The organism is Salmonella sp. 741265050_HSA, assembly GCF_046569445.1.
Classification (GTDB): Bacteria; Pseudomonadota; Gammaproteobacteria; order Enterobacterales; family Enterobacteriaceae; genus Salmonella; species Salmonella enterica.
In genome coordinates this window covers 17,992-30,236 of sequence record NZ_JBKFSV010000020.1, presented here as the reverse complement: position 1 = coordinate 30,236, position 12,245 = coordinate 17,992, and the positions used below count along the sequence as shown (strand labels likewise).

Genomic DNA, 12,245 nt, shown 5'->3' with positions numbered 1-12,245 from the left:
AGCTTTTAGAGGAATGCTCATGAGTCTTACCGAACTGACCGGTAATCCGCGACATGATCGGCTGTTAATGCTTATTGATGAGCGCGGCTATATGAATATCGATGAGTTAGCCAGTTTGTTGGAGGTCTCTACCCAGACGGTTCGCCGCGATATTCGTAAATTAAGCGAGCAGGGGCTGATTACGCGTCATCACGGCGGCGCTGGCAGAGCGTCCAGTGTGGTCAATACCGCCTTTGAGCAGCGAGAGGTCTCCTGGACGCAAGAGAAAAAAGCCATTGCAGAAGCCGTGGCTGACTATATTCCGGATGGCTCCACGATATTTATCACGATTGGAACGACGGTTGAGCAGGTGGCGCGCGCGCTGCTCAACCATAATCATCTGCGCATTATCACCAATAGCCTGCGCGTCGCGCACATTCTTTATAATAACCCTCGCTTTGAAGTGATGGTGCCTGGCGGCACGCTGCGCCCGCATAATAGCGGCATTATCGGGCCATCCGCGGCGGCGTTTGTGGCGGGGTTCCGGGCGGACTATCTCGTCACCAGCGTAGGCGCGATAGAGAGCGATGGCGCGTTACTGGAGTTTGATGTCAACGAAGCCAGCGTAGTGAAAACCATGATGGCCCACTCGCGACATATTCTGCTGGCCGCCGATCATACGAAATACCATGCTTCTGCGGCGGTTGAGATCGGCAATGTGTCACAGATTACCGCTCTGTTTACGGACGAGTATCCCGGTCCGGCATTACAGAATTTACTTCAATCCCAGCAAATCGAAGTGGTTCAGGTGAGTCCTTCGCTGGACGACGCCGTTTCAGCGTGACAAGCGCCCTTGCGCCGGATGGCCGCGTCAGCGCTTTATCCGGCCAATAAAACGGCGCTGTGATGCAGGCGATATTGAACATCGTCTGCGTTTCTATTGTCTTTTTGTTAATTGATTTATAAAGGGATACATAGTCAAACTTCTCCTTTCCCGCTACAGTTATTCATCCCCGGTTAGCAAGGAGAATGACATGCTCTACATCTTTGATTTAGGTAATGTGATTGTCGACATCGACTTTAACCGCGTATTAGGTGTGTGGAGCGACCTGAGTCGAGTACCGCTGGCTTCGCTGAAGCAAAAATTTACGATGGGCGAGACTTTTCACCAACATGAACGCGGTGAGATAACGGACGAAGCGTTTGCTGAAGCTTTCTGTCATGAAATGGCGTTATCGCTCAGTTATGAACAATTCGCGCACGGCTGGCAGGCGGTATTTGTCGGATTACGGCCCGAAGTGATTTCTATTATGCATAAACTGCGCGAGCAGGGGCATCGCGTGGTGGTGCTATCCAATACTAACCGACTGCATACCCACTTCTGGCCGGAGGAATACCCGGAGGTGCGCGCTGCCGCCGACCATATCTATTTATCGCAGGATTTGGGAATGCGTAAACCGGAAGCGCGTATTTATCAGCACGTCCTGCAGAAAGAAGGTTTTTCCGCTGCCGATGCGGTCTTTTTCGACGACAATGCCGATAATATAGAAGGGGCCAACCAGTTGGGGATCACCAGCATTCTGGTGAAGGATAAAGCCACCATCCCTGACTATTTCGCGAAGCTGTTATGCTAAAAACCGTTCACCAAAAAGCTGGACGCCATACGCGCCCTGTTCGGGCCTGGCTCAAGCTATTATGGCAGCGTATTGATGAGGATAATATGACGACTCTGGCGGGAAATCTCGCCTATGTCTCATTACTCTCCTTAGTACCGCTTATTGCCGTCGTTTTTGCCCTTTTCGCTGCTTTTCCGATGTTTTCTGATGTCAGCATTCAGTTACGCCATTTTATTTTTGCTAACTTTATGCCAGCCACCGGAGACGTGATTCAGCGCTATATTGAGCAGTTTGTCGCTAACTCCAACAAAATGACGGCGGTGGGCGCCTGTGGACTGATTGTGACGGCATTGCTGTTGATGTACGCCATTGATAGCGCCTTAAACACTATCTGGCGCAGCAAACGCACACGGCCAAAAGTGTACTCTTTTGCGGTGTACTGGATGATCCTCACGCTCGGCCCGCTTCTCGCTGGCGCCAGCCTGGCGATCAGCTCCTACCTGCTTTCTTTACGCTGGGCCAGCGATCTGAATACGGTCATCGACAATGTATTGCGCATCCTTCCGCTGCTGCTCTCGTGGATCTCATTCTGGTTACTTTACAGTATTGTCCCAACAACTCGCGTACCGAACCGTGACGCTCTTGTCGGCGCGTTTGTCGCCGCGTTGCTGTTCGAGGCCGGAAAGAAAGGTTTCGCGCTTTATATCACCATGTTCCCGTCATATCAGCTCATTTATGGCGTACTGGCAGTGATCCCTATCCTGTTTGTCTGGGTATACTGGACCTGGTGTATAGTCTTGCTTGGCGCAGAAATAACTGTCACTCTCGGGGAATACCGAAAACTCAAACAAGCCGCAGAACAAGAAGAAGCTGACCAACCATGATTGCATTAATTCAACGCGTAACCCGTGCCAGCGTCACCGTGGAGGACGAGGTGACGGGTGAAATCGGCCCAGGACTTTTGGTGTTATTGGGTGTCGAAAAAGAAGATGACGAACAAAAAGCGAATCGTCTGTGCGAGCGCGTGCTGGGATACCGTATCTTCAGCGATGCTGACGGCAAGATGAATCTGAATGTACAACAGGCTGGCGGCAGCGTGCTGGTGGTGTCGCAGTTTACGCTGGCGGCAGATACCGAGCGCGGTATGCGACCAAGCTTTTCTGGCGGGGCTGCGCCGGATCGCGCGCAGGCGCTTTATGAATATTTTGTCGAACGCTGCCGCCAGCAGGCGATAAACACGCAAACCGGACGCTTCGCTGCCGATATGCAGGTTGAGCTGGTTAATGACGGTCCCGTGACATTCTGGCTCCAGGTATGAGTCAGCTTCCGGCGTGGCCGCGGATAACAAGAGAGAGTACGGCTATGTATCACCTTCGAGTTCCGCAAACAGAAGAAGAATTAGAACGTTACTACCAGTTTCGCTGGGAGATGCTGCGTAAACCGCTGCACCAGCCGAAAGGGTCGGAACGGGATGGCTGGGATGCGTTGGCGCACCATCAAATGGTGGTGGACGAAGAAGGAAATTTAGTTGCAGTGGGCCGCCTGTATATCAATGCAGATAACGAGGCGTCTATTCGTTTTATGGCTGTACATCCCTCGGTGCAGGATAAAGGGCTGGGGACATTAATGGCGATGACCCTGGAGTCTGTTGCCCGCCAGGAAGGCGTTAAGCGCGTCACCTGCAGCGCGCGCGAAGATGCGGTTGAGTTCTTTGCCAAACTCGGATTTGTCAATCAGGGGGAGATTACTACGCCCACAACCACGCCAATCCGCCATTTTCTAATGATTAAACCGGTAGCATCGCTGGATGATATCCTGCATCGCGGCGACTGGTGCGGGCAGCTTCAGCAGGCCTGGTATGAGCACATTCCATTGAGTGAAAAGATGGGGGTGCGCATTCAGCAGTACACTGGGCAAAAATTTATCACCACGATGCCGGAAACCGGTAATCAAAATCCGCATCACACGGTGTTTGCCGGCAGCCTGTTCTCCCTGGCGACGCTGACCGGATGGGGACTTATCTGGCTGATGCTCCGTGAACGCCATCTTGGCGGGACGATTATTCTTGCTGACGCCCATATTCGCTACAGTAAACCGATTAGCGGAAAGCCAAACGCCGTGGCTGATTTGGGGTCGCTAAGCGGTGATTTGGACAGGCTGGCGCGGGGTAAAAAAGCGCGTGTCCAGTTGCAGGTTGAACTGTTGGGCGGCGAGACCGCCGGGGCAATTTTCGAAGGCATTTATATCGTACTACCTGCGAAACCGTTCGGCTCGTATGAAGAAGGCGGCAACGAGGAGGAGTAGCTGGACATCTCCAACTACTCGATGAAGGCATCCGCTGGTAGTTTAAAGCGTTGTGTAAGCGCTTTAATATGATTAACCGTTAGCGCTCTGCGGCCATTTAAGATGTTGCTGACGTTCGATTTAGAACCAAGTTCGTTGGCAAGATCTGCTGCTTTGAGACCGTATTGATCCATGAGCGTTCGCAATACTGAAACGCCAGGGGGCGTTTTCTCCAGGTGTTGGTTGAGTGCTTTGAATTCCGGCGCATGTTTTTCGTATTCACTGATTCGGGCACAGAGCAATTCAAATAGTGGGTTTTCAAGATCGTCGTGGTCGACCAGAAACTCCACTAGCGCTAGTGCCCTGCGATACTCATTGTCATTTCGGTCTTCCCCCATCAGTGGGACGCTTTTTACCGCATCGCTGAAGGTATCAACGATCTTTTTTGCGCTGGTTGCATCCATCTGACGATGAGTTCTCATTCTTTATTACCCCGATAATATGCGGTCAGTTTGTCATATTCGGCATGGGAAACGATATGTTTCACAAATATCTTATGTAACCTGAAATCTATGTAGGAAATGAGTCTCAGGCTGTTACCAGAAACATCAATCACCCACCATTTATCTCTGTACTTAAAATTATCCAGTGAAGGAATATACCGCTTCATCTCTTCAGGCTGAGTGAATGTTTTTTTCTCCAGAACATTCAGCAACTCAGTGAGAGCAAGCTCATGGTTTGGATACATGAGCATCGCTTCATTGAACGGTTTTCGGCTGATAACATGCACAATGTAGTTCCATTACAAAGTTTTCAACCTGAAAACAATTTAGCGCAACGTTATCCAGTTTTCAAGTTGAAAACAAAATTGAATTTTAGGTCATTTTGCCTGTTGATGGACTTACAACACGCCAGGCCACATCTCGCATGGCGCTTCGTGCCGCCTGGCTCACGCCTCCGAGCTGGAAAAAGCCATGGATGACACCGAGATAGCGCTGGCAAGTACACGCCACGCCCTGGTCGTTCAGACGGTGATATAGCGCTTCGCCTTCATCACGCAGTGGGTCGAACTCTGCGGTGAGGATATGCACCGGCGGTAAACCGGCAAAATCTTCACGCCATATCGGACTGGCTTCCGGGTGACGGAGGTCGGTATCCTGGAGATACATTTCGAAGCCTGATAGTAGTGTGTCGCGGGTGATGATGTAGTCTTGCCCGTTGCTGGCATAGCTGGGGAAACTGGCAGTAGCGTCAAGCATCGGGTAGATCAACAGCAGCTTCGCCGGAGACCAGTGGGCGGTGGATTTCAGGCGTAGCGCGCTGACCAATGCCAAATGCCCGCCTGCGCTATCGCCAGCAAGCGTGATACGTTCACGATCGATGCCTAACTGCTCCGCGTATTGATGGACGATATTGGCCCCGCGTTCAGCGTCGTCATGAGCCGCAGGGAAGGTGTGCTCTGGCGCAAGGCGATACTGAATGGCAATCACCTTACAGCCGCTTTTCCAGGCCAGTTGCCGTAGCTGGGGGTCATGAGTCAGAAAGCCGCCGCTAACAAAACAGCCGCCGTGATAGTAGAGGATACAGGGTAGAGAACCGGATGCGTTTGGCGGCGAAACGACGCGAAATGTCATCCCTTCCAGCACGATATCTTCCGAACTCACCCGAATTTCTTTCTCACCCGCCAGCGTTGTGCTGGCAATATAGCCCGCTCTTCGGTCATCAATATTCTGCTCTCGTGAAGAGGGACGGCCCGCGGCGATAAACCCAGCGACCAGTTCGGCAATTCCTTTTTCCAGTGGCATATAACGCTCCCTTGACTGTATGTATGTACAGTTTATAACCTGGTTCGTTGGGGATGGAAAGTGGTGAAACGAGGGGATAATGATTCTGGATAGAGGTTCGCAAAAAATGGAATGCGGTTGGCGCTGGGTTTTTAATTTTTGTACTGTGAAATGATGATGCTATACGCCATTGACGTATAGATTATTTTCACTACTATAAGCCAATGGCGTATGGAATATGCAATTTATAGAAACGGAACTCTTTACTGAAGATGTTAAAAAACTGCTCGATGATGATGAATACCATAAGCTTCAGGTTTTTATGGCTCAGCATCCAGATTGTGGTGATGTCATTCAGGAAACGGGCGGCCTGAGAAAAATGCGCTGGGGATCGCGAGGCAAAGGAAAGCGTAGTGGCGTGCGAATTATCTATTTTCACCGTAGTCAACGGTATGAGATTCGCTTGCTTCTGATTTATCAAAAAGGCATTAAAGATGATCTCACGCCGCAGGAAAAAGCGGTGCTTCGTATGCTGAATGAGAGGTGGTAGATGGATAAAGTGTTATTTGAGCGATTAACTCAAAGTATGTCTCAAATGAATGAAATCATTGAAGGGACCCGTGAGCCTTCTCGTACCTTTCATATTGATGCAATGAAGATTAAAGAAATACGGCAGGCATCTGGGTTGTCGCAATCTAAGTTTGCAGAACTGATTTCGGTCAACGTGGATACGCTGCGCAACTGGGAGCAAGGAAGACGTTCACCGACAGGGCCAGCCAAAGCGTTACTTCGCGCCATTGCCAACGACCCGAGAAACGTTATACAAGCATTGCGTTATTGAGCAATGATCCGGCTAACGTAGATTGCTAGCCGGTATACCAGAGAACTTATTCCCCTTCCCCCGGGAACAGGAACGGGTTGATGGAACTGCGGGCGAAGCCCTCCTGTTCCATGCGCGCGTCCAGCACCAGCGAGGCGAGGTCGTCGGCCACTGCTTCCACTTTCGGGTCTTTTTCCTGATAGAGAATCTTCAGGTAAGTCCCGCAATCGCCGCAGCTTTCGGCTTTCACCGCAGCCTGCTCATTTTCCAGTGACCAGTAGTGTAAGTCGCGGCTCTGTTCGCAGTTACTGCATTTTACGCGCACGACATGCCATTCGGTTTCGCACAGGTTACAGTGCAGATAACGCAGCCCCTGCGTGGTGCCGATCTGCACCATGCTGGAGACCGGCATCGAACCGCACACCGGGCAATACTGGCGCGCTTCACCGTATTCCGCGCGGGCTTTGCCTGGAATCAAGCTGGCCATTTGCGCCCAGTAAAGGGAGAGCGCGGCCCAGATAAACGGGGCTTTATCGCTGCTGACGGAGGCAAAATCCGAGGCAAACAGCGCGCTGGCCATCTGCTCCAGCTCCTGCTCTGAGGCTTTCTCCAGGTTCTCAATCACCGCCAGCGCGGGGCCGCTCATCTCGGGTTTTAGCTCGGCAATTAACGAATGCAGCAGTTTTTGCCAGTGCTTATCACGCGGCAGCACGTGGATATCCAGCGGCGGCTTGCCCTGGTCGTTCGCTTCTTTAATGCGTGCGGTCAGATCCATTTCCAGCGGATGATCGTACAGCACCACTTCCTGCGCGTGCGCGATAAGCGCGGCAAAGCGCAGGTAATCGCCCAGCGGGTTATTTTCAGCCAGCTCGCGCAGACGTTCGGCGCGGCGGTTGTAGACGTTTTTGAGTCGGGGGAACAATAACGGCGGAATCATATCCGCCGTACGTTTCTCGCTCGACCCCAGCTCATCTTGCGGGATTATGCGAATACTCATTCAGTTTCTTTTTCCGTTGTCTTGCGGACTTCTCGGTACCAGCGCGGGTGATGTTTCTTCGCCCACGACCGGGTTACCCAGCCTTCCACCATCGCGGTAATGGTGCCTTTCACCCAAAGGGCGGCGTAGATATGCACCATGATAACCACAATTAACGCTACTGCGGCAAAAGAATGCAACATTAACGCGAATCGGATCACCGGGATTGAGAAAGCAGGCGCAAAGTACGGACGCCAGATAATTACCCCGCTTACCAGCAGCAGCACCAGGAAGATAATCGCCGCCCAGAATACGCATTTCTGACCGAAGTTATAACGCCCGGTGTCACCCACTTCCTCGTTGACGACGATCTTACGAATATTCTTCGCCCAAAAGATATCATCCCGATTGATTAGATTGTGGTGCCAATAACGGAAAAACATGATGATGAACGAGGCAAACATAACCACGCCCACAAACGGGTGCAGAATTCGCGCCAGTTGTGGGGTGCCCAGGATATGCATCAACCAGTTGAAGGATGGGAATAAAAAGCCCAGCCCGCTCACCGCCGCCAGCACGAAGCAGAAGGCGACGATCCAGTGGTTGATGCGTTCCGGCGCCGTATAGCGCACGATGGTGTCACGTCGTTTCATTTGCGCACCTCGTCTTTCTCTTCATGCAGGTTGTCATCTTCCTCTTCCGCACGGTTCGGGCCGACGCCGACATAGTGGAAGACGCTGGCGGCAAAGGTCGCGGCAAAACCGAACGCGGCGAGCGGTTTCCAGACGCCTTTCCAGAACTTAACGGTTTCGCTGATTTCCGGGTTCTCCGGCAGGCCGTGATACAGATTCGGCTTGTCGGCATGATGCAGCACGTACATGACATGCGTACCGCCTACGCCCGCCGGATCGTACAGACCCGCGTTGTCATAACCACGGGTTTTGAGTTCCGCCACCCGCTCGCCCGCCAGCGTTTTCATATCCTCTTTCGAGCCAAAATGAATGGCGCCGGTTGGACAGGTCTTCACGCAGGCCGGTTCTTGCCCCACGGTCACGCGGTCGACGCAGAGCGTACATTTATAGACGCGGTTGTCTTCCGGGTTAAGGCGCGGCACGTTGAACGGGCAGCCAGCGATACAGTAGCCGCAGCCGATACACTGCTCGGACTGGAAGTCGACAATACCGTTAGCATACTGAATGATCGCCCCTTCCGCCGGACAGGCCTTCAGGCAGCCGGGATCGGCGCAGTGCATACAGCCATCCTTACGGATCAGCCATTCCAGTTTGTCGTTCTGTTCCACTTCCGAGAAGCGCATTACCGTCCAGGATTTCGCGGTCAAATCAGCCGGGTTGTCATACACCCCGACGTTATTGCCCACTTCATCACGGATGTCGTTCCACTCGGAGCACGCCACCTGACACGCTTTACAGCCGATACAGGTGGTGACGTCGATGAGTTTCGCCACCTCTTCCTGGTGGTCCCGCGCCTGGGGCGCGGGGGTGAAACCGTTAGTGGCGGAACGACGAATGATGTCTTGCGATTGATAAGCCATAGGTCGTCTCCGTTACACCTTTTCCACGTTCACAAGGAAGGATTTAAACTCCGGCGTTTGCGTGTTCGCATCACCGACGAAAGGCGTTAACGTATTGGCTATAAAACCTTTTTTCGCCACGCCTTCGTAGCCCCAGTGAATAGGAATACCGATGGTATCGATATCCTTGCCGTCCGCTTTCAGCGTGCGAATACGCTTGGTCACCACCGCTTTGGCTTTGATATAGCCGCGGTTCGAGGAGACCTTCACGGTATCGCCATGCGCGATGCCGAGCTTATTCGCCAGCTTCTCGCCAATTTCCACAAACTGTTCCGGCTGGGCGATAGCGTTAAGCAACGCGTGCTTGGTCCAGTAGTGGAAGTGCTCGGTCAGACGGTAAGTGGTTCCGACATACGGGAACTTATCCGCTTTACCCAGCGCGTCGGCATCGTCTTTAAAGATACGGGCGGCAGGGTTAGAGATAACGTTCGGGTGCAGCGGGTTAGTGCCCAGCGGCGTTTCAAACGGCTCGTAGTGTTCCGGGAACGGCCCTTCCGCCATCTTATCGATGGCAAACAGGCGACCCATCCCTTCCGGCTGCATGATAAACGGTCCGACGTCGCTGCCGGGCGCGGCGGCGCTGTAGTCCGGAATATCCCATCCGGCCCATTTTCCGCCTTCCCATTTCAGTAGCTGACGTTTCGGGTCCCAGGGGTTACCCTGCGGATCGGCGGAAGCGCGGTTATACAGAATACGGCGGTTAAGCGGCCATGCCCATGCCCAGCCCAGCGTGTTGCCGAGACCAGACGGGTCGGCGTTATCACGACGCGCCATCATGTTGCCTTCCGGCGTCCAGCTACCGGCGAAAATCCAGCAGCCGCTGGACGTCGTACCGTCATCACGCAGTTGCGCGAACGAACTGAGCTGTTGACCTTTCTTCACCACCACCGCGCCGGTTGCCGGGTCGATAAGATCGGCCAGCGCTTTACCGTTACTTTCCATCGCCACTTCTTCAGAGGCGGGTTCGTATGGTTTGGTGTAGTTCCAGGTCATATTCAACACCTGTTCCGGGTTGGCGCCGCCCTGTTCAGAGTACATCTTACGCAGGCGTAAGAAGATACCGGCGAGGATTTCGCCGTCGGTCATGGCAATTCCCGGGGCGTCCGCGCCCTTCCAGTGCCACTGTAACCAGCGACCTGAGTTAACGATGGAACCATTTTCCTCGGCAAAACAGGTGGAAGGCAGACGGAACACTTCGGTCTGGATTTTTGCGGGATCAACGTCGTTCGACTCACCGTGGTTTTGCCAGAAGGTGGACGTTTCGGTGTTGAGCGGATCGATAGTCACCAGGTACTTCAGTTTGGAAAGCGACGCGACCACTTTGTTTTTGTTCGGGAATGAGGCCACCGGGTTAAAGCCCTGGCAGATATAGCCGTTGACCTTGCCCTGTTTCATCATCTCGAAGTACTGCAACACGTCGTAGCCTTTGTCCCACTTCGGTAGCCAGTCGAAGCCCCAGCTATTTTCCGCTGTCGCTTTATCACCAAAGAAGGCCTTCATCATCGAGACGAAGAATTTCGGATAGTTGCCCCAGTAGTTGACCTGATCCTTCAGCAATGGCTTCGGCGTATTGGCAGCCAGATAGGTTTGCAGGTCGGTCTGTTTTTCGCTCGGTAGCGTCAGGTAGCCCGGCAGACTTTGCGACAGCAGTCCTAAGTCGGTCAGTCCCTGAATATTGGAGTGACCGCGCAGGGCGTTAACGCCGCCGCCCGCCATCCCCATGTTACCGAGCAGAAGCTGGATCATCGCCATAGTACGGATGTTCTGCGCGCCGATGGAATGCTGCGTCCAGCCCAGCGCGTACAGGAACGACGCGGTTTTATCTTTTGCGCTGGTTTCTGCAATGTACTCGCACACTTTCAGGAAGTCCGCTTTCGGCGTACCGCAGATATTTTCTACCACGTCCGGCGTATAGCGTGAGACATGCTGTTTCAACAGATTCCAGACACAGCGCGGGTGTTGCAGTGTCGTATCGCGTTTGGCAAAACCGTTTTCGTCCAGTTCATAGTGCCAACTGGTTTTATCGTACTGCCGCTTATCTGCGTCGTAGCCGGTGAACAGACCATCATCGAAGCCAAAATCTTCACGCACGATCAGGCTGGCATTGGTATAGGCCTCGGTGTATTCACGGTTGTATTTTTCGTTGGTCAGCAGATACAGCATCACGCCTGACAAGAAGGCAATGTCAGTACCAGAGCGTATTGGCGCATAGAAATCGGCCACCGACGCGGTACGCGTAAAGCGCGGATCGATCACAATCAGCTTCGCGCCGTTGTGAATTTTGGCTTCCATCGCCCAGCGGAACCCGACCGGGTGAGCTTCTGCGGCGTTACCGCCCATCACCACGACGAGGTTGGCGTTCTTGATGTCGACCCAGTGGTTGGTCATCGCACCGCGACCAAATGTTGGAGCAAGACTTGCTACCGTTGGTCCGTGTCAGACACGCGCCTGGTTGTCGACCGCGAGCATACCCAGCGCGCGGGAGAATTTTTGCGTTAAATAACCCGTCTCGTTACTGGATGCGGAAGCGCACAGCATCCCGGTGGTGAGCCAGCGGTTAACGGTAACGCCTTCGGCGTTCTGCGCCTGATAGTTGGCGTCGCGATCTTCCTTCATCAGTTTAGCGATGCGGTCAAACGCTTCTTCCCAACTGATTTGTTGCCACTTATCTGAACCCGGCGCGCGGTATTGCGGGAATTTCAGGCGGCTTTCAGAGTGGATAAAGTCCACCAGACCGGCCCCTTTCGGGCACAGCGCGCCACGGCTTACCGGATGATCCGGGTCCCCTTCGATATGGAAAATAGATGCTTTGGCGTTTTTCGCACCGTCGCCGAGGCTGTACATCAACAGCCCGCAGCCAACGGAACAGTAGGTGCAGGTGTTACGGGTTTCGCGGGTGCGCAGCAGTTTATATTGCCGTGTTTCCGCTAGCGCTACGCCGGGCGCGAAGCCCAGTGCCGCCGCCGTGGTGCCTGCCATACCGCCAGCGCAGATCTTAAAGAACTGCCTTCTGCTGACCTGCATGGTTTGCTCCTTGTTTCGACATTGTCACTTCTCTTTCACATTTCTCTATCCGAAACGCTCAGGGAGTGGTTGTTATTTTTCTTTGCGGACGGGCCCGCAAAGGTTCAGAATTGGATAAATTTTCCTCCATCCGGGAGGAGTTGTAACAGAATACCATAATGTTGGTGTGTGT

General features: G+C 53.2%; 14 protein-coding genes. 7 read left to right on the top strand and 7 right to left on the bottom strand.

Annotated features, from left to right (window positions below; translation table 11 throughout):
* Positions 1-19: 19 nt before the first annotated feature.
* The 5 genes from ACLD4F_RS20615 (at position 20) to fabY (ending at position 3,899) form a co-directional block, all read left to right on the top strand.
* The gene (locus ACLD4F_RS20615; RefSeq protein ID WP_000059693.1) at positions 20-823 is read left to right on the top strand and encodes a DeoR/GlpR family DNA-binding transcription regulator; all 804 of its coding nucleotides are present in this window, start codon (positions 20-22) and stop codon (positions 821-823) included.
* 190 nt (positions 824-1,013) lie between these two features.
* The gene (gene yihX / locus ACLD4F_RS20610; protein ID WP_079942247.1) at positions 1,014-1,613 is read left to right on the top strand and encodes a glucose-1-phosphatase; all 600 of its coding nucleotides are present in this window, start codon (positions 1,014-1,016) and stop codon (positions 1,611-1,613) included.
* Positions 1,607-2,479, top strand: coding sequence for a virulence factor BrkB family protein (locus ACLD4F_RS20605; protein WP_000921423.1), 873 nt, complete (start codon positions 1,607-1,609; stop codon positions 2,477-2,479). Before yihX ends, ACLD4F_RS20605 begins: the two co-directional genes overlap by 7 nt.
* A complete protein-coding gene (gene dtd / locus ACLD4F_RS20600; protein WP_000560969.1) occupies positions 2,476-2,913 on the top strand; it encodes a D-aminoacyl-tRNA deacylase in 438 nt (145 codons plus the stop codon). The genes ACLD4F_RS20605 and dtd overlap by 4 nt, the downstream gene beginning before the upstream one ends.
* A gap of 44 nt (positions 2,914-2,957) precedes the next feature.
* Positions 2,958-3,899: a fatty acid biosynthesis protein FabY gene (fabY, locus tag ACLD4F_RS20595; protein WP_170909870.1), complete on the top strand. Its 942-nt coding sequence runs from the start codon at positions 2,958-2,960 to the stop codon at positions 3,897-3,899.
* A gap of 14 nt (positions 3,900-3,913) precedes the next feature.
* Here the strand turns inward: fabY and ACLD4F_RS20590 are convergent, their stop codons facing one another.
* From ACLD4F_RS20590 to ACLD4F_RS20580, 3 genes are all read right to left on the bottom strand, one after another.
* Positions 3,914-4,360: a type II toxin-antitoxin system HigA family antitoxin gene (locus tag ACLD4F_RS20590; RefSeq protein ID WP_001259009.1), complete on the bottom strand. Its 447-nt coding sequence runs from the start codon at positions 4,358-4,360 to the stop codon at positions 3,914-3,916.
* On the bottom strand, positions 4,357-4,668 hold the full coding sequence (locus tag ACLD4F_RS20585) for a type II toxin-antitoxin system HigB family toxin (protein ID WP_000558166.1): 312 nt from the start codon (positions 4,666-4,668) through the stop codon (positions 4,357-4,359). The genes ACLD4F_RS20590 and ACLD4F_RS20585 overlap by 4 nt, the downstream gene beginning before the upstream one ends.
* An 85-nt stretch (positions 4,669-4,753) precedes the next feature.
* Positions 4,754-5,683, bottom strand: coding sequence for an alpha/beta hydrolase (locus ACLD4F_RS20580; protein WP_023181423.1), 930 nt, complete (start codon positions 5,681-5,683; stop codon positions 4,754-4,756).
* A 217-nt stretch (positions 5,684-5,900) separates the two neighbouring features.
* Here ACLD4F_RS20580 and ACLD4F_RS20575 point away from each other — a divergent pair, with 217 nt between their 5' ends.
* On the top strand, positions 5,901-6,212 hold the full coding sequence (locus ACLD4F_RS20575) for a cytotoxic translational repressor of toxin-antitoxin stability system (protein WP_001159632.1): 312 nt from the start codon (positions 5,901-5,903) through the stop codon (positions 6,210-6,212).
* Positions 6,213-6,503: a helix-turn-helix domain-containing protein gene (locus tag ACLD4F_RS20570; RefSeq protein ID WP_000362050.1), complete on the top strand. Its 291-nt coding sequence runs from the start codon at positions 6,213-6,215 to the stop codon at positions 6,501-6,503.
* Positions 6,504-6,549: 46 nt separating this feature from the next.
* Here the strand turns inward: ACLD4F_RS20570 and fdhE are convergent, their stop codons facing one another.
* From fdhE to fdnG, 4 genes are read right to left on the bottom strand one after another with little or no spacing between them, the layout of a single operon-like run.
* Complete coding sequence (fdhE, locus tag ACLD4F_RS20565) at positions 6,550-7,479, bottom strand: formate dehydrogenase accessory protein FdhE (protein WP_000027730.1); 930 nt, start codon at positions 7,477-7,479, stop codon at positions 6,550-6,552.
* Positions 7,476-8,111 (bottom strand): formate dehydrogenase cytochrome b556 subunit, encoded by a 636-nt coding sequence (gene fdoI, locus ACLD4F_RS20560; RefSeq protein WP_000829025.1) that lies wholly within the window; start codon positions 8,109-8,111, stop codon positions 7,476-7,478. The genes fdhE and fdoI overlap by 4 nt, the downstream gene beginning before the upstream one ends.
* Complete coding sequence (gene fdxH / locus ACLD4F_RS20555; protein ID WP_000331361.1) at positions 8,108-9,010, bottom strand: formate dehydrogenase subunit beta; 903 nt, start codon at positions 9,008-9,010, stop codon at positions 8,108-8,110. Before fdxH ends, fdoI begins: the two co-directional genes overlap by 4 nt.
* Positions 9,011-9,022: 12 nt before the next feature.
* Positions 9,023-12,073 (bottom strand): formate dehydrogenase-N subunit alpha, encoded by a 3,051-nt coding sequence (fdnG, locus tag ACLD4F_RS20550; protein WP_077248424.1) that lies wholly within the window; start codon positions 12,071-12,073, stop codon positions 9,023-9,025.
* Positions 12,074-12,245 lie beyond the last annotated feature (172 nt).

Bases quoted from the DNA above. Each gene is read 5' to 3' on its own strand.
- fdxH (WP_000331361.1), bottom strand. From the start codon at position 9,010: ATGGCTTATCAATCGCAAGACATCATTCGTCGTTCCGCCACTAACGGT.
- fabY (WP_170909870.1), top strand. From the start codon at position 2,958: ATGTATCACCTTCGAGTTCCGCAAACAGAAGAAGAATTAGAACGTTAC.
- ACLD4F_RS20615 (WP_000059693.1), top strand. From the start codon at position 20: ATGAGTCTTACCGAACTGACCGGTAATCCGCGACATGATCGGCTGTTA.
- ACLD4F_RS20605 (WP_000921423.1), top strand. From the start codon at position 1,607: ATGCTAAAAACCGTTCACCAAAAAGCTGGACGCCATACGCGCCCTGTT.
- ACLD4F_RS20570 (WP_000362050.1), top strand. From the start codon at position 6,213: ATGGATAAAGTGTTATTTGAGCGATTAACTCAAAGTATGTCTCAAATG.
- dtd (WP_000560969.1), top strand. From the start codon at position 2,476: ATGATTGCATTAATTCAACGCGTAACCCGTGCCAGCGTCACCGTGGAG.
- ACLD4F_RS20580 (WP_023181423.1), bottom strand. From the start codon at position 5,683: ATGCCACTGGAAAAAGGAATTGCCGAACTGGTCGCTGGGTTTATCGCC.
- yihX (WP_079942247.1), top strand. From the start codon at position 1,014: ATGCTCTACATCTTTGATTTAGGTAATGTGATTGTCGACATCGACTTT.
- fdhE (WP_000027730.1), bottom strand. From the start codon at position 7,479: ATGAGTATTCGCATAATCCCGCAAGATGAGCTGGGGTCGAGCGAGAAA.
- fdoI (WP_000829025.1), bottom strand. From the start codon at position 8,111: ATGAAACGACGTGACACCATCGTGCGCTATACGGCGCCGGAACGCATC.
- ACLD4F_RS20590 (WP_001259009.1), bottom strand. From the start codon at position 4,360: ATGAGAACTCATCGTCAGATGGATGCAACCAGCGCAAAAAAGATCGTT.
- ACLD4F_RS20575 (WP_001159632.1), top strand. From the start codon at position 5,901: ATGCAATTTATAGAAACGGAACTCTTTACTGAAGATGTTAAAAAACTG.